Here is a 24,703-nt window from a genome sequence, read left to right on the forward strand (position 1 = left end):
ATGAAATTAGGGGATATCGGGACCTCGGTCCAAAAGTTTGTGCAATTTGCAGCAGGCGGCTTGATGGCAGTGACGCTCGTGGCATGCGGTGGTGGCGGCGGTTCGGCGGGTACAGTTTCTGGCTCCAGCGGGTCGACCGCTACCACGCCGTCGTCTATTTCATTGCTGTTCAGCAGTACCGAACTACCGTCTTCTGGTGTCGCGGGCACTGAGGTTACGGTTACAGCTCTCGTGAAGAATGCAAATAACAATGCCATTGCTTCTGTACCGGTAACGTTTACAGCCAGCTCCGGTGCGCTTACTGGCGTTGCTGCAAACACCGATTCAAACGGCAAAGCGACAGCGACACTTACCACGTCTGGGGATCATACCAATCGAAATATTACGGTGACGGCGAAGGCGGGGAACATTACTGCGACTGGTACGGTTAATGTAGTTGGTACCGCAGTGGCGATTACCGGCCCCGCAACTGTGACATCAGGGAGTACAGGAGATTTCGCAATTACTGTCCGTGATCAGGCTGGAACGGCGATTCCCGCAGTGCCTGTTTCTATTACGTCGGCAAAAGGCAATGCCGTCGCGATAAAAACTTCGGGCGGCACTTCGGGCGGCTTGCCATTGACGAACGCGCAAGGACAGGTTGTCGTTACAGTGACAGGCACACAGGCTGGCAGCGATACATTAACGGCAACCTCGCAAGGACACAGCTTTACTTATGCCTACAACGTCAATTCCATCAGCCTGAGGGTATCCACTGCGGTGTCTGAGGCAAACGTGGGAGCGTGTACAAAGATAAGCGCGCGGTACGAGAATGCCGGAGTCGGACAGAACGGCACAATCAACATTAGCGCGTCGCGCGGCTTGATTTACACTGACAGTGTTTGCAGCACAGCGTTGGGAAGCAGCAGTATCCCGGTGAATTCGGGAAACTCCCAAGACGTCTACATCAAATCCGACACGGTTGGTATTGCAACAATCTCGGCGACCGTTGTTAGCGGCCCCACCGCTCAAGCTAGCCTTGAGTTTGTTGCGTCTCTGACAGGATCAGCAACGATTAGCATGCAACCCGACCCTGCAGTAGTAAGCCCTAGCGGAACCGGGCAAAGCAATGTGAGTGTGTTAACTGTTGTTGTCAGGGATGGCACAGTGAACAACAATCTGGTGAAAGGCGCAGTGGTTGAATTTTCCATTGCGTCCGACCAGAGCGGCGGTACGCTTTCCAATCCATCGGTCGTCACTACCGGAAGCGATGGCACTGCGAAGGTAACGTTCGCCGCAGGCCCGGCAACGACCGCGACGAATGGTGTGCAGATTCAGGCTCGTATCCAAGGGACATCCAAGACGGCGACCGCAAACTTGACAGTTGCCCGGAGATCACTGTTCATTACGACCGGTACAGGTAATACCATTGTGGAACCTACAAACTCGACGTACCGTAAGGACTACACTGTATTTGTAACCGATGCAGGTGGGAATCCGGTTCCTGAAGTTACGGTCACTGCTACACTTGATGCTGATTCCTACATCAAAGGTTATTACGTGTTTGATTCTGACTCTTCCACGCCGGCAAATGGCTGGGTGCGCGTCATTAACTACACCTGTACAAATGAAGATAGCAACCGTGATGGCGTGCTTGCCCCGCTTGAGGATCGGAATGGCAATAACAGCTTGGAACCCGGACTGCCGTTCAGTACGACGTCGAGTGGTAAAACCGACTCCTCGGGCATCACGCAAATATCGATCCTGTATCCGCAAGACCGCGGCAATTGGACCAATGTGCGCCTGACCATTAATGGCACTGCGGCAGGCACGGAAGGTACATACACGACACCAATATTCACTTTGCCTGTCGCTGCTTCGGATTTGACCGATCAGAGCATTGCGCCTCCGAGCTTGATAAGGGGTACATTGGCCATTAGCCCTTATGGAACGAACGATTGCAATTCGCCAGATTGACTACCAATATTTTCTTAGTAGGCCTCATGGGCGCCGGCAAGACGACAGTCGGTCGCGCCCTGGCCAAGAAACTTAACAAACGGTTCATCGATTCGGACCATGAAATCGAGGCGCGCACAGGCGCCTCGATTCCTTTGATCTTTGAAATCGAAGGGGAAGCGGGTTTCCGTCAACGTGAATCGGAAGTAATTCGCGACCTGACCTCGCAATCCGACCTTGTCCTGGCAACCGGCGGCGGTGCTATCCTGAAACCGGAAAACCGCGAATACCTCAAGACACGCGGCACCGTGATATACCTGCGGGCCAGCATCAACAGCATCCTCCAGCGCACCAGCCACGACAAGAACCGGCCCTTATTGCAGACGGCCGATCCCCGTGGCCGCCTCGAGCAGCTTTCACGCGAACGCGAGCCGCTTTACCTGGAAGTTGCCGACTTTGTCATCGAAACCGGCCGTCCTAACGTACAATCTCTGGTGCAAACCATCGTTTCCCAATTGGAAATGGCGCAGAAGGCCTCGCCAGGGAACGACAAGCCGAACCAGACTTCCTGAAATCTATGAGCGCGCAGCATTCATCGCCGATCACCTTGCAAGTCGACCTGGGTGATCGCAGTTACCCCATTGCGATCGGTCAATCCTTGTTGGCCGATCCTGCCTTGGTCACACGGCACATTGCCGGCAAGCGAGTGGCGGTTGTCACGAACACCACCGTCGGTCCCCTTTACCTCGATCGCCTGGTTGGCATTCTCGAAGGCGCCGGCAAACAGGTCACGACGGTTGTGCTGCCGGACGGTGAAGAGGAGAAAAACTGGGGCAGTCTCATGCGTGTGTTCGACGTGCTGCTGGAGCAGAAGTGCGACCGCAAGACGACCCTGGTTGCCCTGGGCGGCGGCGTAATCGGTGACATGACCGGGTTTGCCGCAGCGACTTACATGCGCGGCGTGCCGTTTATCCAGGTGCCGACGACGCTGCTGGCGCAAGTCGATTCCTCCGTCGGCGGCAAGACCGGTATCAATCACCCGCTCGGCAAGAACATGATCGGCGCGTTCTACCAGCCGCAAGCGGTGATTGCGGATACGTCGACCCTGAACACGCTTCCGGACCGCGAACTGTCTGCCGGACTGGCGGAGGTGATCAAGCACGGCGCGATCATCGATCCTGCATTCTTCGACTGGATCGAGGCGAATATCGGGAAGCTGGTGGAACGTGACCCTGAAGCATTGGCGTATTCCATCCAACGATCCTGCGAGATCAAGGCGGATGTCGTGCGCCAGGATGAACGTGAAGGCGGGCTGCGTGCGATCCTCAACTTCGGCCATACATTCGGCCACGCGATCGAGGCTGGCATGGGATATGGCGAATGGCTGCACGGTGAGGCGGTCGGATGCGGCATGGTGATGGCCGCCGACTTGTCCCATCGCCTCGGGTTCATCGATGCTGCCACTGCATCCCGGTTGACGGCGCTGGTGAAGGCCGCGCGGCTGCCGGTTGTCGCGCCGGATCTCGGCATTGAACGCTGGCTTGAGCTGATGCAGGTGGACAAGAAGAACGAGGGCGGGCAGATCAAGTTCATCCTCCTCAAGCCCCTCGGCACATCGGTCATCATGCCGGTGCCGCAGGAAACCTTGGTTGAAACCCTGAAAGCCTGCGTCCGGTAAATGGACTTCGAAGCCAACCTCGCACCTTATGCCGCACGATCCGCGGCATCGCGGGGGAGGCGTTTCGCGGAACCGGCCCCGGCTTCCCGCACGGAGTTCCAGCGCGACCGTGACCGCATCATCCACTCGACCGCATTCCGCCGGCTCGAATACAAGACTCAGGTATTCGTCAACCACGAGGGTGATCTCTTCCGCACCCGCCTGACGCACAGCATCGAAGTGGCGCAGATTGCACGTTCGATTGCACACAACCTGCGCCTCAATGAAGACCTGGTCGAGGCGATTTCACTTGCGCACGACCTTGGTCATACCCCCTTCGGCCATGCGGGACAGGAGGCGCTGGACGCCTGCATGAAGGAATATGGCGGCTTTGAACATAACCTGCAAAGTCTGCGCGTCGTCGACAAGCTCGAGGAGCACTATGGCGCGTTCGATGGCCTGAACCTGATGTTCGAAACGCGTGAAGGCATCCTCAAGCACTGCGCGTCTTCCAACGCACAGATGCTGGGCGATATCGGCCAGCGCTTCCTCGACAAGAAGCAGCCGACGCTGGAGGCGCAGCTGGCAAACCTCGCCGACGAGATCGCCTACAACAACCACGACATTGATGACGGTTTGCGTTCCGGCCTGCTGACTACTGCGCAGCTGGACGAGGTGGATTTCTATGCGCGGCACAGAACGGAAGTGGAGCGCACCTATCCCGGCATTACCGGGCGCCGAGCCATCCATGAGACGATCCGGCGCATGATCAACGCTTTGATTGTCGACCTGATCGATACCTCACGCGCACGCATTGATGCTGCGCAACCGAAGTCGGTCGATGACGTGCGCAATGCTCCTCCCATGATCGCGTTCTCCGCAGAGATGAACAGGGAGGCCGCACAGTTGAAGCGCTTCCTGCGCCACAACCTGTACCAGCACTATCAGGTCAACCGCATGACCAGCAAGGCGCGGCGCATCATTCGCGAACTGTTCGAAGCGTTCATGCGTGAACCACGCCTGCTGCCCCCGGATTACCAGACCGGCCTGCGCGACGGTGCGACTGCAGACCAGGTACGTGCGCAGGCGCGCAAGGTTGCCGACTATATTGCGGGCATGACGGACCGTTACGCGATGCGCGAGTTTCGCCGGTTGTTCACCGTCGAAGAAATCTAGTCAAGCGCGCGCAGCGGATGCGCATGCGCCGGCCAGGCCGGTTCAAAGAAACGCTCGATCATCTCCTCGCCGACATCGGCCAGTTGCGCCGGTGACCACTTGGGCGCATTGTCCTTGTCGATGACCACCGACCGGATGCCTTCCAGCACTTCTCCGTTTTCAAAACTGCGGCGCACCATCGTGCGCTCCATGCGCAGGTTGTCCGCAACCCCCATCGTTCTCCCACGTCGCAGCTGCGACAAGGTCACGCACATCATCAGCGGTGAGCGCTTGTTCATGGTGTCGACCGTTTTTCGTGCGAATGCGCTGTCGTCCTTCCCGAGAGAGTCCGCAATCGACAGCACATCGTCATGCGCGAAATGCCGATCGATTGCGTCGCGTTCGGCGGCGAGCACGCTCGTCGCCGGATCAACCTGCGATGCGAATCGCGACGCGAATTCACGAATGGCGTGCGGCAACCTGGAGGAATCTGCCGACTCGAGCATGGCGGAGAGCGCGGCAAGTTCGGCGGCGGGCACGAACACGTCGGCGAGGCCGGCATACAGCGCATCGGCGGCGCCGATGATCTCGCCCGTGACACCGAGGTAAGTCCCGATTTCGCCTGCTATGCGGGACAGGAAATATCCGCCGCCCACATCGGGGAACAGGCCGATGTTCACCTCGGGCATGGCCATCTTCGTGCGGTCCGTGACGATGCGCATGCGGTTGGATTCTCCGCCTTGTGCAACGCCCATCCCGCCCCCCATCACGATGCCATCCATGATGGCGACATAGGGTTTGGGATAGAAGTGGATGAGGTGATTCAGTGCGTACTCTTCGGTGAAGAAGTCTTCCAGCAGCGCGCTTCCGCCTTGCGGTGTCGCGCGTCCTGCATCGTAGAAGAAGCGGATGTCACCGCCTGCGCAAAATGCGCGCTCGCTGCTGCTTCGGATCACGACGGCACGCACCTCGCGGTCATTGCGCCACGAGAGCAGGGCCGCCGTCAGCGCACGCACCATGTCGAGCGAAAGGGAGTTCAAGGCTTTCGGACGATCAAGTGTGATGAAGCCGATGTTGTTCTTGATATGGGTCTGGACGAATTCAGTCATGGCCGGCAAATGTGTGCGGAAAGCGGATTATTGTATCGGCATTGCCTGAACGCCGCAGTCGCGTGCCCGACATTCATCCTTGGCGGCGAACAGTAAATAAAAAGGGCGCATTCGATGCGCCCTTGATAGTACTGGCCCTGAAGGGCCGGGTAGATGTCACGTAGCGGCCGAAGTGTCCGGCATGCGCTTGAAGGATTCGTGCTGGTGGTCCTGGATCTTTGTCTTGTACTTCAGTACCTGACGGTCCAGTTTGTCAATCAGTGTGTCAATGGCTGCATACAGGTCTTCCGCAAAACTCTCGACATGAATGACATTGCCACGTAGTCGCAGATTCACTTCTGCTCTCTGTCTCTTTTCCTTTTCTGAAGGTTTTTCCACACCCAAGATGACTGCGATATCAATGACATGGTCGAAATGGCGGATGATGCGTTCCAGCTTGTTTTCCGTGTATTCACGAATGGCCGGTGTCAGTTCGAGGTGATGTCCACTGATTGTGAGATTCATACAGCGCTCCTATGGATGGCGTCGCTGGAGGTTCGCACGTGCCCGCGTAGTCGAGCTACGCCGAACACAGCAACTACACTACAACATGAAAGCTACAGGGATTTGCGCAGATTGACTGGAGGGATTTTCAAAGCTTCGCGATACTTCGCGACGGTGCGTCGTGCCACGACCATGCCTTGCTCCCCCAACATATCCGCAATTTTGCTGTCTGAGAATGGATTCTTGGGGTCTTCTGCTCCTATCAATTGTTTGATCAGCGCGCGGATCGCCGTCGATGAAGCTTCGCCCCCCGCTTCTGTGGCGACGTGGCTGCCGAAGAAGTACTTCAACTCGAACATGCCGTGGGGGGTCAGCATGTACTTTTGAGTTGTCACACGAGAAATAGTACTTTCGTGTAAACCCAGTGTATCAGCAATTTCACGCAAGACAAGAGGGCGCATGGCGACCGCGCCGTGGGAGAAGAAATTGCGTTGACGGTCGACAATCGCCTGCGCCACGCGCAGGATCGTGTCGAAACGCTGGCGCATGTTCTTGATCAGCCATTTGGCTTCCTGCAGCTGCGAAGTAAGCGACCCCTCACCCTTGCTTTGCTTGAGGATGTTGGCGTAGAGGGCGTTCACGCGCAGGCGCGGCATGACGTCATGGTTGAGGAATACCTGCCAGCCGTTCTTTGTTTTCTTGACAATGACGTCGGGGACGACGTAGTCGGAGGCATCCGAGGCGAACAGGGCGCCGGGGTGCGGATTGCACTGGCGGATCACATGTTGCGCTTCGCGCAGGTCTTCTTCGTCGCAGTCGAGCGCCTTCTTCAGCTTGTTGAAGTCGCGCTGCGCGAACAGCGCAAGATGGTTCTCGACGATCTCCAGTGCGCGGCGACGCGTCACAAGCGGAATCTTCGGGAAGCGGCGGATCTGGATCGCGAGGCACTCGGAGGCGTTGCGCGCGCCGACGCCCGCGGGCTCGAAGCTCTGCACGAGTTTCAGTGCGACGGCGAGTTCCTCGAGTTCGATCCCGAGTTCTTCCGGCAGGCGTGCATGGATTTCTTCGATCGGTTCGTCAAGGTAGCCGTTGTCGTTGAGCGCGTCGATGATCAGTTCGACGAGGGCGCGGTCGCGATGCTCGCGCACGGTGACGCGCATCTGCTCCAGCAGATGTTCACGCAGGGTGACTTCATGCGCCTCGAGCTGAGGGCGTGCGTCGTCGTCTTCCGGTGCCTTGGAGGTGCGTGCGACATCGTCGAAACTCCAGTCGCTGTCGCCCGAGCCGGCATCCGAACCTTCGCCGCCTTCAAAGCCGCCCTCGGGCTCTTCGGAAGAAGCGGGGGCGCTGCTTTCGGCTGCGGGCGCTTCCGGCGTGGTGCCATTCGCGCTTGCCGGCGCGCTGATCGCCCCATCCGCGAGCAGGCGGACGGAATGGTCGAGCGGGTCGTCGACGCGTTCCAGCATCGGGTTGTCCGAGAGGATCTGTTCCAGCTCCTGGTGCAGCTCGAGCGTCGACAGTTGCAACAGGCGGATCGACTGTTGCAACTGGGGCGTCAGCGCCAGATGTTGCGAGATTCGAAGTTGGAGTGTCTGTTTCATACGTTCTGGTCTTCTTCCATCACATCCGGAAGTGTTCACCCAAATACACGCGCCGCACCGACTCGTTCGCAATGATGTCGTCAGGACGGCCGCTTGCCAGGACAGAGCCCTGGTTGATGATATAGGCTCTGTCGCAGATGCCCAAGGTCTCCCGCACATTATGATCTGTGATCAGCACGCCGATGCCACGCTCCTTGAGGAAGCGTACGATACGCTGGATCTCGATGACCGCGATCGGATCGACACCCGCGAACGGTTCGTCGAGCAGCACGAAACGCGGGTTGGTCGCGAGGGCGCGCGCGATTTCGACGCGCCGGCGTTCGCCGCCCGAGAGCGAGAGTGCCTGGTTTTCGCGCAGGCGCTCGATCTGCAATTCGGCAAGGAGCGTATTCAGCCGCTTTTCGATTTCAGCCTTGGCAAGAGGCTTGTCGTCGATGCGTTGCAGTTCCAGCACTGCGCGGATATTGTCCTCGACGCTGAGCTTGCGGAAGACCGATGCCTCCTGCGGCAGGTAGGACAAGCCAAGCGTGGCGCGACGGTGGATGGGCAGGCGGGAAATCGCCACGCCATTGAGATCGATGTCCCCGGCATCCGAAGGCACCAGTCCGACAATCATGTAGAACGATGTCGTCTTGCCGGCGCCGTTCGGGCCGAGCAGGCCGACCACTTCGCCGCTCGCCACCTGCAGCGAGACATCGCGCACCACCTGGCGCGTGCCGTAGCTCTTTTGCAGACCGTTGACTACCAGCGTACTCGTCATCTCATTTGTCCTTCGATTCGGAGCGTGGCTGGATGATGGCCTTGATGCGGCCGCCGCCGGGCTTGTTCGCACCGGTCGCTGTATTGTTCACAGTGAAAAATTCTGCGCGGCTGTCGTAGGAAATGAATTCGCCTTCGACTTCGTCGGTCGGTTTGTTGCCTTCGAGGCGGCGCATTTTTGCCTTCGAGAACAGTTTCACCATCTCGGATTTGCCGTCGTATTCGATGCGTTCTGCTTGTCCTTCGATCCACTGGTTCGGGCCGGCGTCGCGCTTCTGGCGGAAGGTGGCCAGGCCGCCGGGCGGCGCAAGCAGCGTCGCGAACTGGTAGCCGGCGGAATCTTGCGACACCACCAGTTTGTGCGCGCGCATGATCAGCGTGCCGCGCGTCAGGATCACGTTGCCGGTGAAGGTGTTGACCTGCTTGATGTCGTCGTAGGCCATCTGGTCGGCCTCGACATTGGTCGGCTTGTCGGAGTCGGCTTTTTCCGCGTGCGCATTGCCTGCGACCATCGCGAACAGCGTCAACAGCAACAAGAAAAAATGTTTCATGAAAGATCTCGAATAGGATGCATCAAGTTATACCGAATCAGCGTACGCGGGCTTGATACGTGCCATGAACATTGCTCGTCAGGTTGAACTCCCGCGTTGCATTGTTTGCCACCATGCCTGTGCCCGTCAGCTTTGCGCGATCCGTCGTGATTTCGACCGGCTTGTCGGTCTTCATGGCATCGTCGTCCGGAAGCACCAGCATGTACTCGGTACGGATGCGGATCGGTTCTGCCGTTGCCGACGCCGGCCGGTCCATGCGCACGTTCTGGTAAAGGTGCACCTGGCTGTTGTCGCTGTTGACGCGCGCACGCTCGGCCCGGATCGTCATTGGCGCATCCGCATTGCTGATATTGCTTACGACAGGATTGACGATATCGTACGAGTCATCCTGCGGATTGTGCGTGAGCCTTTCGCCGGCAAAGTGGTATTGCGCAGAACCTGTCTTCGACAACTTCACGTAGCTGAACTTTTCAACGTAGAAATCCGGCTCATTGCGTTCCGGATTCGGAACAACCGTGTCCGTCGCGCGGCGCATGACTTCATACAGCCAGAAACTTGCCAGCGCCAGCACAACCAGCGGCGCGAGCGTCATGAACAACCGGATGCGCCATGGCCGCATGATCGATCCCTACTTCAGGTAAGGCGCCAGCGCCGCCTCGTAATTGCCTTGGGCGCGCAGGATCAGGTCGCACAGTTCGCGCGCCGCGCCTTGGCCGCCGCTGGCCTTGGTCACGTAATGCACCCGCGATTTCACTTCGCCATGTCCGTTCGGAACGCTGGCCGCAAATCCGACGCGCAGCAGGATGGGCAGGTCGATCACATCATCGCCGACGAAGCCGCATGCTCCCCTGGCGATGCCGGTCCTGGCGAGCAGTTCCTCGAAGGCCTCCAGTTTGTCATGCACGCCTTGATACAGGTGCTGCACGCCGAGATCCGCCGCGCGCTTGGCGACGATGGCGGACTTGCGCGCGCTGATGATCGCCGTGGCCACGCCCGATTGCTGCAGCAGCTTGATGCCGTGCCCGTCCAGCACGTTGAATGTCTTGATCATTTCGCCGTCCGGCGCGTAATGCAGGCTGCCGTCGGTGAGGATGCCGTCGACATCGAAAATCATGAGCCGGACCTGCGCTGCCCTTGCCAGTATGTCTTGCATCAGATCACCTTTGCGCGGGTCAGGTCGTGGATGTGCAGCGCGCCGACCAGCTTGCCGTCGGCATCGGCCACCAGCAACTGGTTGATCCGGAAATGTTCCATCAGCTCGACTGCCTCGACTGCGAGCTGGTCGGGGAGGATGGTACGCGGATTGGCATGCATGACATCGGACATTTTCAGCTTGCCGAAATCCTGGACGTTTTCGATCAGGCGGCGCAGGTCGCCGTCGGTGAAGATGCCGATGGCGCGTCCGGCATCGTCCACCACGGCGGTCATTGCCATGCCTTTGCGGGTGATTTCGAGCAGGGCGGCCGGCAAGGATACGTCCGGCTTGACCATGGGAACCGCAGCGCCGCTGCGCATGACATCCCGCACATGGGTCAGCAGGCGGCGGCCAAGCGCGCCGCCGGGGTGCGAACGCGCGAAATCCTCTTCGCGGAAGCCCCTGGCGTCGAGCAGGGCCACGGCGAGCGCGTCGCCCAGTGCCAGCGTCGCGGTCGTGCTGGCGGTCGGCGCCAGGTTGAGCGGGCAGGCTTCCTTGTCTACGCGGACGTTGAGATGGACGTCGGCGAGCTGCGCCAGGCGGGAAGCGTCATTGCCGGTAATGGCGATCAGCTTGGCGCCCATGCGCTTGATGATGGGGATGATGGAAACGAACTCGGCGGCTTCGCCCGAGTACGAAATCGCGATGACGGCATCGTTCTCGGTAATCATGCCGAGGTCGCCGTGCAAGGCTTCCGCGGCGTGCACGAACAGCGCCGGCGTCCCGGTGGAGGCAAGCGTGGCCGCGATCTTGCGGGCGATATGCCCGGATTTGCCGATACCGGAGACGACGACGCGTCCCGTGCATTGCATCAGCAGTCCCATGGCTCGGGCAAAGCTGTCGTCGGGGCTGTCCGAGAGCCTGCTCTTCAACGCAAGCAGGGCGTCGGCTTCGATCTGGATCGTCTCGCGGGCGAGCTCGAGCGCACGCAGCGCATTTTTCGCGTCGAAGTCTTTCGGCAAGGTTTTTGCATCGGTTACACTCATGCCGGAAGTATAAACGAATTACGAAAGCAAAAAATCTGCCAGTCATAACAAAAAATTTGACTTTGAGGGCCGTCAATGGCTGTTTTCGTTTCGTAAGTCCTTCATTCTTAAAGCAATCGTGCAATCGGGCAAGTGAGGTGGTCGGACTGCGGAACGGTCCAGCCGTTGTCGCTACACCGCATTGCCGGGCGCGCGCGGATGGGGCCTGCCTTGCACCAGACTCGACCAATTGAATAACAATTCATGTTTTCGGCCCTCGAACTTACGCTGATCCTGCTGAGCGCCGCCGTGCTCGGTGTGGTGGCGTTCCGCATGCTGCATCTGCCGCCGATGCTGGGCTACCTTGTCGTCGGCATCGTGATCGGCCCGTTCGGCTTCGGCATGGCGGAACAGAGCGCGACCACGCATGTACTGGCCGAGTTCGGTGTCGTGTTCCTGATGTTTTCGATCGGGCTGGAATTCTCTCTGCCGAAACTTGTATCCATGCGGCGCACGGTGTTCGGGCTCGGCATGGCGCAAGTGCTGCTGACGATTGCGGCGACCATGCTGTTCGGCTGGCTGATGGCGCATTTCCTTCCGCAGCTCGTCGATATCAGCTGGCGCGCGGCGTTCGCGCTTGGTGGGGCGCTCGCCATGTCCTCTACCGCCATCGTGTCCAAGTTGCTGACAGAGCGCCTGGAGCTGGACAGTCCGCATGGCCGCCAGATTTTCGGCATCCTGCTGTTCCAGGATCTGGCCGTGGTGCCGCTGCTGATCCTCGTGCCCGCGCTGGCCAAGAACACCAGCGACCTGCTTCCGACGCTGGCGCTTGCGGCCATGAAGGCAGGCATCGTGCTCGTGCTCCTGCTCGTGATCGGACAGCGCCTGATGCGCAGCTGGTTCCATGTTGTGGTCAAGCGACGGTCGCAGGAACTGTTCATGCTCAACCTGCTGCTCATCACGCTCGGGGCGGCATGGATTACCGAAAAGGCCGGGCTGTCGCTCGCGCTGGGCGCCTTTGTTGCCGGCATGCTCATCTCCGAAACGGAATACAGGCATCAGGTGGAGGAGGACATCAAGCCTTTCCGCGACGTCCTGCTGGGCCTGTTCTTCATTACGGTCGGCATGCTGCTCAATGTCCGGCTGGTGCTCGAAAATTGGTGGCTGGTGCTGTTGCTGCTGACCGGGCCCGTGCTGCTGAAGTTCGGCCTGATTGCCGCGCTGACAAGGATGACCGGCGCTTCGACGGGTACGGCGTTGCGAACCGGCCTCGGCCTCGCCCAGGCAGGCGAATTCGGCTTTGTGCTGCTGAACCAGGCCGGCGGCCTGCATCTGATGGATCCGCTGCTGATCCAGCTCATCCTGGCATCGATGGTGCTGTCCATGCTGGTGGCGCCGTTCATCATCGCCAAATCCGACGCCATCGTCATGAAACTGTCGGCGAATGAATGGATGATGCAGTCCCTCGCGTTGACCCAAATCGCGACGCGCACCATGAGCACGCAGAAGCACGTGCTGATTGCCGGCTTCGGGCGTTCCGGACAAAGCCTCGCGAAATTGCTGGAAGAGGAGGGCATTGCATATCACGCGCTCGACCTCGATCCCGACCGCGTCCGCGAGGCGCAGGCGGCCGGCGCAAACGTCTCCTTCGGGGATGCCGCACGCCGGGAAAGCCTGGTTGCGGCCGGTATCCATCGCGCGGCTGCGCTGGTCGTGACCTATGCCAGCACACCTTCGGCATTGAAGGTGCTGCACTTCGCGCACGAACTGGCGCCCGCATTGCCGGTAATCGTGCGCAGCCACGACGATTCGGATCTCGACAAGCTGCGCGAAGCCGGTGCCGCCGAAGTCGTCCCGGAAGCCATTGAAGGCAGCCTCATGCTGGCCTCCCATGCGCTCGTGATGCTGGGTGTGCCGCTACGCCGCGTGGTGCATCGCGTGCAGGCGGCTCGCGATGAACGCTACGCCTCCTTGCGCGGCTATTTCCATGGCGCCAGCGATGCGCCTGAAGATGCGGAGCACCTGCATGTGCGCCTGCATTCCGTGACGCTGCCCGAAGGGGCGAACGCCATCGGAAAGCCGCTGTCCGCGCTCAGGCTCGCTGACGCCGGCGCTGAAGTGACGATCGTGCGGCGAGGCAAGAACCGGATCGATGTCAAGCCGGAGACGGTTTTGCATGCTGCCGACATCATCGTGTTGCGCGGCACGACAGAAGGTGTGGCGCGTGCCGAGGAACGCCTGCTCAAGTAAACCGTGAGCACGGAGTCCGTCCGCCGGCAGGCACCGGGCCTTATGTCGATCATTGTCGCGTAGAAACGCGATCCTGCATATCTCGCTACAATGCCTGGATAGCCTTTGCCCTTTCCGAAAGAATCTCGCCATGCAAGTGTTTGAGCGCATCCTCGGCATCATCCTGCCGGTCTTCATCATCATCGCGGTGGGATATGGATATGCGCGGATCAGGGGCGAGCGGGTCCGCAACGACATGGCATCGGTCAACCGCGTGAGCATGGATGTGCTGTGCCCGCTTCTGGTTTTTACCGCGCTGGCGGCAAAGGACTTCGACCTGGTGCACAACGGCATGCTGATCCTGGCCGGTGTGCTGATCGCGCTGGGATCGGGATTGATCGCCTGGCCCGTGGCGCGCCTGCTCGGCTACGACGTGCGCACCTTCATCCCGCCGATGATGTACAACAATTGCGGGAACATGGGGCTGCCGCTCGCGGTGCTGGCCTTCGGCACCTCGGGGCTGTCCGCCGCCGTGGCCTTGTTCATGGCGTGCAACCTGATCTATTTCTCCGTCGGCATCAAGATCATCGAAAGCGGGCGCAGCTATCACACGCCGATGTGGAAATTCCTCGTCAGCCCGATGATGCTTTCGATGGTGATCGGCATGTTGTTCGCCATCTTCAAGATCGCGCTGCCCGTGCCGCTGATGATGGCGCTGAAGATGCTGGGCGACTCGTGCATTCCGATCATGCTGTTTGCGCTTGGCGTGCGCATGCTCGATGTCAATTTCAAGAGCTGGCACATCGGACTGGTCGGCGCGGTGGTCTGCCCGGTCGCGGGCCTGATCGTCGCCTGGCTGCTGGATGGCGTGCTGAACCTGACCGAGGCGCAGCGCGGACAGATGTACCTGTTCGCTTCGCTGCCGCCGGCGGTGTTCTGCTTCATGGTGGCCGAGCAGTACAAGCAGGAACCGGACAAGGTGGCTTCCATCGTGCTGCTTGGGAATCTCGCCGCGCTGGCGTTCGTGCCGCTCGGCCTCTGGATGGGATTGCCGCGTTAAGCGGTCGGACGCACGTCGAAACGGCCCGAAGACAGCGATGCGTCTTCAGCGTCACTGACGACGACTTCCTTCACACTGGCAGCAGAGGGACCGCGCTTCGACCAGGCGACGATCTTTTTCACGGCGTCCGGCGCGCCCTGAACCATCGCTTCCACCGATCCATCCGCGCGGTTGCGTACCCAACCTGCCAGGCCAAGGGCGCGCGCCTGCGCTTCGAAGGACGCGCGATAACCTACGCCTTGTACAAGTCCGACGATATGCAGGTGGGTCGCCATGGTTCCTCCTGGCCTTACTTTTTCTTGAGCATCGGCGCGAGATACTTGCCCGTCACGCTCGCCGCATTCTTTGCCACATCTTCCGGGGAGCCCGCCGCAATGATCCGGCCGCCGCCCGCGCCGCCTTCCGGCCCGAGGTCGACGATCCAGTCCGCCGTCTTGATCACGTCGAGGTTGTGTTCGATGATCACCACCGTATTGCCCTGGTCGCGCAGGCGGTGGATCACCTTCAGCAGCAGGTCGATGTCGTGGAAGTGCAGGCCTGTGGTCGGTTCGTCGAGGATGTAGAGCGTGCGCCCGGTGTCGCGCTTGGACAATTCGAGCGACAGCTTCACGCGCTGCGCCTCGCCGCCCGAGAGCGTGGTCGCACTCTGTCCCAGCCTGATGTAGCCGAGGCCGACATCGAGCAGTGTTTGCAGCTTGCGCGCCACGACCGGCACCGGCTTGAAGAACTCGTGCGCTTCCTCGACGGTCATTTCCAGTACTTCATGGATGTTCTTGCCCTTGTACTGGACTTCCAGCGTTTCGCGGTTGTAGCGTTTGCCGTGGCAGACGTCGCAGGGCACGTACACATCGGGCAGGAAGTGCATCTCCACCTTGAGCACACCGTCGCCCTGGCAGGCTTCGCAGCGGCCGCCCTTGACGTTGAACGAGAAGCGGCCCGCGCTGTATCCGCGCTCCTTGGCTGACGGCACCTCGGAAAACAGGTCCCGGATCGGCGTGAACACGCCGGTATAGGTGGCCGGATTCGAGCGCGGCGTGCGGCCGATCGGCGCCTGGTCGACGGAAATGACCTTGTCGAAATGCTCCAGTCCGCTGATCGTTTCATAGGCCGAAGGTTCGGTCTGCGAGCCGTACAGGTGGCGTGCGGCAGCGTGGTACAGCGTGTCGTTGACCAGCGTCGACTTGCCCGATCCGGACACGCCGGTGACGCAGGTCAGCAGGCCGACCGGCAGTTCCAGCTTCACGTTCTTCAGGTTGTTGCCCGACGCGCCGCTGATGACGAGCTGACGCTCCAGATCGGCAGCGGTACGCTTCTTCGGGACATGGATGGCCAGTGTTCCGTTCAGGTATTTCGCCGTCAGCGATTTCTTGTTCTTGAGGATGTCGTTGAGCGGCCCCTTGGCGATCACTTCGCCGCCATGCACGCCGGCGCCCACGCCCATGTCGACAATGTAGTCGGCGCAACGGATTGCGTCTTCATCGTGCTCGACCACGAGCACGCTGTTGCCGATGTCGCGCAGGTGCTTGAGGGTATTGATCAGGCGGTCGTTGTCGCGCTGGTGCAAACCGATGGAGGGCTCGTCCAGCACATACATGACGCCCGTCAGGCCGGAGCCGATCTGCGAGGCGAGGCGGATGCGCTGCGCTTCGCCGCCCGAAAGCGTGTCCGCGCTGCGTTCCAGCGACAGGTAATCGAGGCCCACGTTGTTCAGGAACTTCAGGCGCGACACGATCTCCTTGATGATGCGGTCGGCGATTTCCTTCTTTGCGCCGGTCAGTTTCAGCTTTTCGAAGAATTCGAGCGTGTCGCGCAGCGGCGTAATCGCCACTTCATGGATGGAGCGTTCCTGCTTGCCGGTGCCGACCTTCACGTAGCGCGCTTCCACGCGCAGGCGCGCGCCCTTGCAGGTCGGGCATTCCTTCTGGTTGATGAACTTTGCGAGCTCTTCCTTCACCGCGATCGAATCGGTTTCGCGATAGCGGCGCTGCAGGTTGTTCACCACGCCTTCGAAGGTATGCTCGCGCACCACCGTGCGGCCGCGTTCGTTGATATACGTGAACGGAATCGTCTGCCGGCCGGAGCCGTACAGCACGGCCTGCTGCGCGGATTCGGGCAGCTTCTCGAACGGCATGTCGATGTCGAAGCCGTAGTGCTCGGCGATATTCGACAGCATCTGGAAATAGAACTGGTTGCGCCGGTCCCAGCCCTTGATCGCGCCGCTGGCGAGCGAGAGGTTGGGGAAGGCAACGATGCGCTTCGGGTCGAAGAATTCGATATGGCCGAGACCGTCGCATTCCGGGCAGGCGCCCATCGGATTGTTGAACGAGAACAGGCGCGGTTCCAGCTCCTGCAGCGAGTAGCCGCAGGTCGGGCAGGCGAACTTGTTGGAAAACAGGTGCTCCTTGCCGTTGTCCATCTCGAGCGCGATTGCGCGGCCTTCCGCCAGGCGCAGGGCGGTCTCGAAGCTCTCGGCGAGGCGCTGCTTCACGTCTGCCTTGATCTTCAGGCGGTCGACGACGACATCGATAGTGTGCTTCTCGGTCTTCTTCAGCTTGGGCAGGTCATCGACTTCGTAAATGCGCGCCGCGTGCGTGCCGCTCTGGATGCGGAAGCGCACGAAGCCTTGCGCCTGCATTTCCTCGAACAGGTCGACGTGCTCGCCCTTGCGGTTGGCGACCACGGGCGCGAGGATCATCAGCTTGGTGTCTTCCGGCATGGCAAGCACGGCATCCACCATCTGCGACACCGATTGCGCCGCCAGCGGATTCTCTGGATGGTCGGGGCAATAGGGCGTGCCCACGCGAGCGTACAGCAGGCGCAGGTAGTCGTGGATCTCGGTGACGGTGCCGACGGTGGAGCGCGGGTTGTGCGAGGTCGCCTTCTGCTCGATCGAGATTGCCGGGGACAGGCCTTCGATCAGGTCCACGTCCGGCTTTTCCATCAATTGCAGGAACTGGCGCGCATAGGCCGACAGCGATTCGACGTAACGGCGCTGGCCTTCCGCATACAGGGTATCGAATGCCAGTGAAGACTTTCCCGAGCCGGAAAGCCCGGTAATGACGATCAATTGGTTGCGAGGCAATTCCAGATTGATGTTCTTCAGGTTGTGCGTGCGAGCGCCGCGAATTCTTATTTCTTCCATGAACTGCTTTCAACTTGCGCCCAACTGGGCTGTATACGGGTCAACCTGATACTATAACGGGTTTTGGGGCCTGCCGTATCCGCCCGATTCACTCTGTCTTTCTGCCTGATGTCATCGATTCCCTCCGCCGAACCGAGCCCGCGCATGTCGCGCCTGGAAATCCGGGCCAGCGCATCCCTCGCGTCGATCTTCGCGCTGCGCATGCTCGGCATGTTCCTGATCCTTCCCGTGTTTGCCGTCCATGCAAAGTCGCTGCCGGGCGGTGACAGCGCCACCATGGTCGGACTGGCAATGGGGATTTACGGGCTGACCCAGTCGTTCGGCCAGATTCCGTTCGGGGCGGCGTCGGACAAGTACGGGCGCAAGCGGGTCATCATCATCGGCCTGATCCTGTTTGCCATCGGCTCCTTTATCGCCGCAGCCGCCAGCAACCTGACCTGGGTCATTATCGGCCGCGCCATCCAGGGCGCCGGTGCAATCTCGGCTGCAGTCACGGCCTTCATCGCCGACTCGACGCGGGACGAACACCGGACCAAGGCCATGGCCATGGTGGGCGGATCGATCGGCCTGACCTTCGCCATTTCGCTCGTCGCCGCGCCGGCCATGTACAGGCTGGTCGGGATGGAAGGTCTGTTTGCGCTGACCGGTATCCTGTCCACGCTGGCCATCCTGGTCGTGTTGTACGTCGTGCCGCCCGCGCCGCCCAAGCCGCCGGTCAAGGCTGTGCCGTTTTCTGAAGTGCTCGCCAACCGTGAACTGATGCGCCTGAATTACGGTGTGTTCGCCTTGCATGTGACGCAGATGGCAATGTTCGTGATCGTGCCTTCGGCTCTGGTGCAATATGCGGACCTGCCGCTTTCCACGCACTGGAAGGTTTACCTGCCGATCGTCCTGATTTCGTTTGCCGTGATGATGCCGCCGCTGCTCGCGGGCGAAAAGCGCGGCATGATGAAGCAGGTGTTCCTCGGCGCAATCGGGCTGATGGCAATTGTGCAGGCTGGGCTCTGGATGTTCCTGTCCCGGCCGACGATGCCGTCTGCCATCCTGATTCTCCTGTTGCTGATGTTCTTCATCTCCTTCAACATACTGGAAGCCTGCCAGCCATCGCTGGTTTCCCGCATTGCGCCGCCGGCCGCGAAAGGCGCGGCACTGGGTGTGTACAACACCTTGCAGGCGCTTGGCCTGTTTTGCGGCGGAGCTTTGGGAGGCTGGCTGCAGCAGCATGCCGGGGCGCCGTCAGTGTTTGTATTGTGCGCAGTGCTTACAGTTGCCTGGCTTATAATTGCCGCCGGCATGAAGAACCTACCGCGTCGAGGGGCGGCGACTGCCGCCGCCTGATCCTTTTTACCCGTATACAACTCGTTTGTTTGATTCAGCTTTAGGAGAAATTTATGGCATCCGTTAACAAAGTCATCATTGTCGGCAATCTGGGACGCGACCCGGAAACGCGCTACATGCCGAACGGCGAGGCGGTCACCAACGTCGCGGTTGCGACAACCGAAAGCTGGAAAGACAAGAACTCGGGCGAGAAGAAAGAATTGACCGAATGGCATCGAATCACTTTCTATCGCAAGCTTGCCGAAATCGCCGGCCAGTACCTGAAGAAGGGTTCGCAGGTCTACGTTGAAGGCCGCCTGCAGACACGCAAGTGGACGGACAAGGATGGCGTGGAGCGTTACACCACCGAAATCATTGCCGACACGATGCAGATGCTGGGCAGCCGCCAAGGCATGGGTGGCGGTGGCGGCGGCGGTTCGATGGACGACGACTACGGCAGCGCGCCGGCACCGCGTCAAAGCTCGGGTGGCGGTGGCGGTGGCGGCGCAGCGCGTCCCGCCTCACGTCCGGCGCCTAATTTCAGCGACATGGACGACGATATCCCGTTCTGATGTCCGCCTGAGGCAACCAGTCAACCCCGCCATGCGCGGGGTTTTTTGCTTCTTGAATATGTGTTTGTGACTTTTTCTGCATTTTCTGCCATAAGATTTCTACTGCGATTTATTTTCTTCTCTACAATTTGTTAAGATCAACCAACCAATGGTCGACGCTGACATCCAGGCGTCCGTGGTCTTTTCCAACATCAGTCTCTGCCAATGTTTTCCATTCGTCGTGACCGGCCAGATGCATTAGCCAAAAACCCGTTGGAAAGCCTCATGGAGGCAGCCGGCGATGCCGTGTTCCGTCTGAATGCGGAAGGCTCTGTCGTGTATGCGAGCCGGCGAGCCGCCGAATTGACCGGTGGCCTGGATATGACCGGCCGCCAGTTGGCCGACCTGGTCGAGCCGACGGACCGGCCGGCCGTCGCAATCCTGATTTCGCAGGCGGCCCAAGCAAGCATGCCGAGCAAGTCGAATGTGCGGATCCAGACCGTACACGGCGTGATCTGGATCGAATTGCAGGTTTCCGCGTTCACCTCGGCCAATGGCGAAACCGAACTTCTGGCAGTCGGGCGCGACATCTCCAGCCAGCAGGCGACGGAAGAGCGCTTGCGCCACATGGCCACCCACGACGCGCTCACGGGTTTGCCGAACCGTTCCCTCCTTTCCGATCGCATCCGCATGGCGATTGCCCAGGCGCGGCGTACAGGGCGCGGGTTTTCCGTGCTTGCGCTCGACCTCGACGGATTCAAGAAAGTCAACGACGCATTGGGCCACCCGGTCGGCGATGCCTTGCTGCGCGTCGCGGCAATGCGCCTTTCCGAAACGCTGCGCAATGTCGATACCCTCGCCCGTGTCGGCGGCGACGAATTTGTCGCAGTGCTGCCCGGAGCCGTTTCCGAAACCGAAATCCAGGCCATTGCGCGCCGCATGATCTCGACGATGCAGCTGCCGTTCGATATCCAGGGCCACATCCTTTATGTGGGCACGTCGATCGGCGCCGCGGTGTTTCCCGAGCACGGTGACAGCGAAGTCAAGCTGCTGGCCCATGCGGACACCGCCATGTACCGCGCCAAGGAAACCGGCAAGGCGCGGTGCGTCGTCTACAGCCATGAGAAATTCACGCAGCCCGAGCACGACGTGTCCATGGAAGCTGCCATGTTCCAGGCGGTGCGCGACGGCGAGTTCCTCTTGCATTACCAACCCATCGTCGATGCGCGGACGCGCCAGATCGTCGGGTTCGAAGCATTGATGCGATGGGGGCGGGCCGAGCAGGGCATGGTGTCGCCGGCGCAATTCATCCCCATGGCCGAGAGCAACGGGTTGATCAACCTGCTGGGCGCCTGGGCGCTCAAGGCTGCCTGTGTCCAGATCAAGCGCTTCGAGGAGGCTGCGGGCCGGCCGCTCTACGTGTCGGTCAACGTCAGTCCGCGCCAGTTCCGCAATGATCAGTTTCTCGATGTGGTGGACGAGGCGATGCGATTGTCCGGACTGGATGGCCAGCAGCTTCTCCTGGAGATCACTGAAGGCATCCTCATGTCGGATCCCGAGCATGCCGAATCACTGCTGAATGCCATGGCAACGAGAAATGTCCGGATTGCCATCGACGACTTCGGAACCGGGTATTCGTCGCTGGCCTACCTGAAGCGCTTCCCGATCGCCACACTGAAGATCGATCGCGCCTTCATCAAGGACTTGCCTGCATCGGTCAAGGACGTTGCCATCTGCAATGTCGTGCTCAGCCTGGCGAACCACCTGAACCTGACTACCGTCGCCGAAGGTGTCGAAAACGAGGAACAGTTGAAATTCCTCGCCGCCCATGGATGCGGCATGATTCAGGGGTACCTCACCGGGCGGCCCCTGCTGCCGGAACACGCGATCGAAATTCTCAAGAGTGGACGGCCTGTTGTCCAGCAAGCCGTTGCAATGAAATAGCGGAACAGAGCGAATGACAGCACTTCCCCAGGCCGCCTTGGTCTCCCCTGAAAAAACAATGGAACTCATCTGGGCGCGGGTGCGCCAGCGCGGCGACCTGCCTGGCTTCTCCAAGGTCGTCACTGCCATCATCGGCGCCATGCGCGGCGACGACGACCGCGAGTTCAACATGACCAGGACGGTGCTGCAGGATCCGGCGCTCACGCAAAAGGTTCTGCGGCTTGCCAACAGTGCGATGTATTCGGTGTTCGGGCAGGGAATCAACACCGTGTCCAAGGCCGTCATTGTCCTGGGCACAGAAGCCATCGGCCATCTCGCACTGGGATTGAAGCTGGTGGATGGCCTGACAGCAGCCTCGGGCGAATCCGCGTTGGCGCGCGCCGAACTCGAGAAGTCCGTGATGGCCGGACACATCGCGCGTCAGGTGGTGTCGACGACGAGTTCGCGCGACGTCGAGGAGGCTGTTGTCTGTTCGATGCTGCATTCCCTGGGGCGCATGCTCGTCACGTTCTACCTGACGGAGTACTGGCTGCGCATCAAGTCCGATGCCGCAGGCAAGGGGATGGACGAAAACCGGGCCGCGCTCGATGTGCTGGGTGTCGGCCTCGATGAGGTCGGCCGCCTGGCTGCCCAGCAATGGGGCCTGCCGGCCGGGCTTGTCGATACCCTCAAGGATATGCCGCCGAAACCTGTCGGCGAGCCTCTGGATCACAAGGACTGGCTTGCTGCCGTTTCCACGCTGTCCTCTCGTTGCGCCGACGCGTTATGCGATGAAGGCGAGGCGGGCCATGCGACGCTGACGCGCCTCGCCGGAAGCTATGCCGACATGCTGGGTCTCGAAACGGCGCAGCTCGTCTCGGCCGTGGAAACTGCGCAGCAGACTGCCGCCGAAGAAGACATTGTGACGATCAAGCCCGCCAAACGTGCGGGGGGCAGGGCTGCAGCGCAGCCGGCAGTTGCCGGCAAGCCCGCCGACGCGGCGAGCATCCTCACGCGCGGCGTCGCCGACATGCACGGCGTCCTGCAGAGCGCGACCGCAAGCCAGTTCATGTCCATGGCGCTCGAGACCGTCTATCAGGGACTTGCCTTTACGCGGGTCGTCGCCTTTCTGCGCGACACGGAGCATTCCACCTATGCCGCACACATGTGCCTTGGCGAAGGTGGTCAGGAACTGCTTCCGCGCCTTGTGTTCAGCGATGCTTACCAGCCGGATGTCTTCCACGCGTCGCTTGCCAACGACAAGATGATCTTTGTCGAAAATGCACTCGACCCGGCGTTCGTCAGCAAGGTGCCGCGGTGGTGGAAGGAAGCCCTGCCGACGGTGCGCAGCTTCACGGTGTTGCCGCTGACGGTCAACCGTCATCCGGTCGGCTTCATCTATGGGGATTGGGATCACAGCACCCCTCCGGCGCGCATTGAACAGGCCGAGATCGGACCGCTCAATGAAATCAGGACGCTGGTGACGCGCATGATTGAACAGCGCCGCCAGAATGAGCCGGCATGGGCTCGGAAAATCTTTTGAGTTCCCCCAGATATTTGCGATAGCGCAAACCTTCCAGTGAGGCGTTACCGGATTTGCAAATTTTTGCTGCAAAAATGTTAACAAATGGTAAAGTTATTGTCCTTTTGAAAACAAAGGGATACATAACATGGAGACATTTGTTTTCGTAGCGATCATTCTCGCCGGCTTGCTCGGGTGGTTTGCAATGACGCGGGTGAAGCCCGCGCGCTATCGAAAAAAGACCGTTCTGACGGGCAGGGAGAGGGATCTCTATTTCAGGCTGTGCCAAGCCCTTCCCGAGTGTCATGTCTGTCCGCAGGTTGCCGCATCCGCCCTGATCGAACCGGCCGGCATGGGGAAAGTGCGACAGCGTGCGATCAGTGCGCTGGGAGGCAAGCGCGTAGGGTACGCCGTCTTCGACCAGGACATGGACCTGCTGGCCGTCGTGGAATTGGCGCACCGCGCCCGCCCGGCCCGGCTCGAGCGGGCGCGTGAGGCTTGCTTCGCCAGTGCGGGAATCCGGACAGTGCGCTTTCAGGCAAAGCGTCTGCCGTCCGAAGGCAAGATCCGGGCGAGCATCTTCGATCGCAGGTCGGCAAGGTCTGCTTCGCGCCAACATCTGGATCCAGAAGGGGAGCTGGAGTTTCGCAAATCCCCGTGGCGCAATACTGTCAATGCCCATATCTGATTTGGCACCTCGCAATTCTGCGGGTAGCCGTGCCGCAGGATAAAATCGCCCTTGCCGCCGGCGGTCGAGCCGGCGCACTGACGATACCAACATGGCCAGACTTCCGCGACTTGTCGTTCCAAACCAGCCACACCACATCATCCAGAGCGGGAATGACAGGCAGGCTGTCTTCCGGGAGCCGGATGATTACACAGCCTTCCTCGGCTGGCTGAAAGAAGCATCCAGGCAGTACAAGGTCGCTATACATGCCTATGTCCTGATGCCTAACCATCTCCATTTGCTTGTAACGCCCGCAGATGAGGCGGGGCTTGGAAAGATGATGCAGTGGGTCGGGCGCCATTACGTGCCTTACTTCAACGGAAAATACAGGCGGAGCGGTACGCTGTGGCAGGGGCGTTACCGTGCAACGGTCATCGAATCCGAGCAATATTTTCTTTTGTGCAGCCGGTACATTGAATCGCACCCGGCCCGCGCCGGACTGGTTTCCTCGGCAGAGGAGTATCCCTGGTCGAGTATTTCCCATCATATCGGCGTCAAGCCCGACCCGCTCATTACCGACCATCCGGTGTTCTGGGCGCTGGGTAACACCCCCTTTGACCGGGAGGCAAACTACAAGGCCTTGCTGGATCTCGGCATCAGCCAGCGCGAGGCCGAGGCGCTGACGCAGGCCACCCTCAAGGGGTGGCCGCTTGGGTCCGATCGCTTCAAGGAGGCCCTCGCCAAACAGGTTAACCGTCGCGTCGCTCCAGGGAAGCGTGGGCGGCCCCACAAGGGGCGGGACGGTGCCAAGCCCGCTTCTTCCCTTTAAGAATCACATGATTGGGCACGTGCTCTTTCGCCCTTTTTTACTCTGTCCCCAAT

General features: G+C 60.2%; 20 protein-coding genes and 1 pseudogene. 11 read left to right on the plus strand and 10 right to left on the minus strand.

All coding sequences use genetic code 11. The annotated features are described in order from the left end of the window. The 3 genes and pseudogenes from AC3WOY_RS16535 (at nt 1) to AC3WOY_RS16545 (ending at nt 4,768) form a co-directional block, all read left to right on the plus strand. Entirely contained in the window at nt 1-1,956 is a 1,956-nt protein-coding gene (locus AC3WOY_RS16535; protein WP_492425670.1) for an Ig-like domain-containing protein, read from the plus strand. Beyond that, nucleotides 1,953-3,613, plus strand: a pseudogene (gene aroKB / locus AC3WOY_RS16540) (bifunctional shikimate kinase/3-dehydroquinate synthase AroKB). The gene AC3WOY_RS16535 and the pseudogene aroKB overlap by 4 nt, the downstream one beginning before the upstream one ends. Continuing rightward, nucleotides 3,614-4,768 carry a deoxyguanosinetriphosphate triphosphohydrolase gene (locus AC3WOY_RS16545; RefSeq protein WP_492425672.1) on the plus strand — a complete coding sequence of 385 codons (1,155 nt, stop codon included), beginning with the start codon at nt 3,614-3,616 and terminating at the stop codon, nt 4,766-4,768. Here the strand turns inward: AC3WOY_RS16545 and AC3WOY_RS16550 are convergent. The 8 genes from AC3WOY_RS16550 to AC3WOY_RS16585 all read right to left on the minus strand — a co-directional run bounded on the left by AC3WOY_RS16550 (nt 4,765) and on the right by AC3WOY_RS16585 (nt 11,431). Next, nucleotides 4,765-5,856 (minus strand): enoyl-CoA hydratase/isomerase family protein, encoded by a 1,092-nt coding sequence (locus AC3WOY_RS16550; RefSeq protein ID WP_492425674.1) that lies wholly within the window; start codon nt 5,854-5,856, stop codon nt 4,765-4,767. The two genes, AC3WOY_RS16545 and AC3WOY_RS16550, sit on opposite strands and share 4 nt — an antisense overlap. A 156-nt stretch (nt 5,857-6,012) precedes the next feature. Next, the gene (gene hpf / locus AC3WOY_RS16555) at nt 6,013-6,360 is read right to left on the minus strand and encodes a ribosome hibernation-promoting factor, HPF/YfiA family (protein ID WP_492425676.1); all 348 of its coding nucleotides are present in this window, start codon (nt 6,358-6,360) and stop codon (nt 6,013-6,015) included. Between the two features lie 92 nt (nt 6,361-6,452). Further along, nucleotides 6,453-7,940, minus strand: coding sequence for an RNA polymerase factor sigma-54 (locus AC3WOY_RS16560; protein ID WP_492425678.1), 1,488 nt, complete (start codon nt 7,938-7,940; stop codon nt 6,453-6,455). A gap of 19 nt (nt 7,941-7,959) precedes the next feature. Further along, nucleotides 7,960-8,700 carry an LPS export ABC transporter ATP-binding protein gene (gene lptB, locus AC3WOY_RS16565; RefSeq protein ID WP_492425680.1) on the minus strand — a complete coding sequence of 247 codons (741 nt, stop codon included), beginning with the start codon at nt 8,698-8,700 and terminating at the stop codon, nt 7,960-7,962. 1 nt (nt 8,701) lies between these two features. Continuing rightward, on the minus strand, nt 8,702-9,250 hold the full coding sequence (gene lptA / locus AC3WOY_RS16570; protein ID WP_492425682.1) for a lipopolysaccharide transport periplasmic protein LptA: 549 nt from the start codon (nt 9,248-9,250) through the stop codon (nt 8,702-8,704). Between the two features lie 37 nt (nt 9,251-9,287). Continuing rightward, on the minus strand, nt 9,288-9,869 hold the full coding sequence (gene lptC / locus AC3WOY_RS16575) for an LPS export ABC transporter periplasmic protein LptC (RefSeq protein ID WP_492425684.1): 582 nt from the start codon (nt 9,867-9,869) through the stop codon (nt 9,288-9,290). A 9-nt stretch (nt 9,870-9,878) separates the two neighbouring features. After that, on the minus strand, nt 9,879-10,403 hold the full coding sequence (locus tag AC3WOY_RS16580) for a KdsC family phosphatase (protein ID WP_492425686.1): 525 nt from the start codon (nt 10,401-10,403) through the stop codon (nt 9,879-9,881). Continuing rightward, entirely contained in the window at nt 10,403-11,431 is a 1,029-nt protein-coding gene (locus AC3WOY_RS16585; RefSeq protein WP_492425688.1) for a KpsF/GutQ family sugar-phosphate isomerase, read from the minus strand. Before AC3WOY_RS16585 ends, AC3WOY_RS16580 begins: the two co-directional genes overlap by 1 nt. Nucleotides 11,432-11,674: 243 nt before the next feature. Here AC3WOY_RS16585 and AC3WOY_RS16590 point away from each other — a divergent pair, with 243 nt between their 5' ends. Then, nucleotides 11,675-13,660: a monovalent cation:proton antiporter family protein gene (locus AC3WOY_RS16590; RefSeq protein ID WP_492425690.1), complete on the plus strand. Its 1,986-nt coding sequence runs from the start codon at nt 11,675-11,677 to the stop codon at nt 13,658-13,660. Nucleotides 13,661-13,790: 130 nt separating this feature from the next. Further along, nucleotides 13,791-14,699 carry an AEC family transporter gene (locus AC3WOY_RS16595; protein ID WP_492425692.1) on the plus strand — a complete coding sequence of 303 codons (909 nt, stop codon included), beginning with the start codon at nt 13,791-13,793 and terminating at the stop codon, nt 14,697-14,699. Here AC3WOY_RS16595 and AC3WOY_RS16600 read toward each other — a convergent pair. Together AC3WOY_RS16600 and uvrA are read right to left on the minus strand one after the other, a co-directional pair. After that, nucleotides 14,696-14,974, minus strand: coding sequence for an acylphosphatase (locus AC3WOY_RS16600; protein ID WP_492425694.1), 279 nt, complete (start codon nt 14,972-14,974; stop codon nt 14,696-14,698). The genes AC3WOY_RS16595 and AC3WOY_RS16600 overlap by 4 nt on opposite strands. Before the next feature lie 14 nt (nt 14,975-14,988). Next, a complete protein-coding gene (gene uvrA, locus AC3WOY_RS16605) occupies nt 14,989-17,841 on the minus strand; it encodes an excinuclease ABC subunit UvrA (RefSeq protein WP_492425696.1) in 2,853 nt (950 codons plus the stop codon). A gap of 144 nt (nt 17,842-17,985) precedes the next feature. On the opposite strand from uvrA, the gene AC3WOY_RS16610 reads away from it, so the two are divergent. The 6 genes from AC3WOY_RS16610 to AC3WOY_RS16635 all read left to right on the plus strand — a co-directional run bounded on the left by AC3WOY_RS16610 (nt 17,986) and on the right by AC3WOY_RS16635 (nt 24,650). After that, nucleotides 17,986-19,179, plus strand: a complete 1,194-nt coding sequence (locus AC3WOY_RS16610) for an MFS transporter (protein WP_492425698.1) — start codon at nt 17,986-17,988, stop codon at nt 19,177-19,179. Nucleotides 19,180-19,232: 53 nt separating this feature from the next. Next, the gene (gene ssb, locus AC3WOY_RS16615; protein WP_492425700.1) at nt 19,233-19,730 is read left to right on the plus strand and encodes a single-stranded DNA-binding protein; all 498 of its coding nucleotides are present in this window, start codon (nt 19,233-19,235) and stop codon (nt 19,728-19,730) included. Nucleotides 19,731-19,994: 264 nt separating this feature from the next. Next, nucleotides 19,995-21,653 carry a putative bifunctional diguanylate cyclase/phosphodiesterase gene (locus AC3WOY_RS16620; protein ID WP_492425702.1) on the plus strand — a complete coding sequence of 553 codons (1,659 nt, stop codon included), beginning with the start codon at nt 19,995-19,997 and terminating at the stop codon, nt 21,651-21,653. 58 nt (nt 21,654-21,711) lie between these two features. Beyond that, nucleotides 21,712-23,175 (plus strand): HDOD domain-containing protein, encoded by a 1,464-nt coding sequence (locus AC3WOY_RS16625; protein ID WP_492425704.1) that lies wholly within the window; start codon nt 21,712-21,714, stop codon nt 23,173-23,175. Nucleotides 23,176-23,302: 127 nt separating this feature from the next. After that, a complete protein-coding gene (locus AC3WOY_RS16630) occupies nt 23,303-23,842 on the plus strand; it encodes a DUF2726 domain-containing protein (protein WP_492425706.1) in 540 nt (179 codons plus the stop codon). A 91-nt stretch (nt 23,843-23,933) separates the two neighbouring features. Then, nucleotides 23,934-24,650 (plus strand): transposase, encoded by a 717-nt coding sequence (locus tag AC3WOY_RS16635; RefSeq protein ID WP_492425708.1) that lies wholly within the window; start codon nt 23,934-23,936, stop codon nt 24,648-24,650. The last annotated feature ends 53 nt before the right edge of the window (nt 24,651-24,703 follow it).

The organism is Noviherbaspirillum sp. FW303-A3, assembly GCF_058788695.1.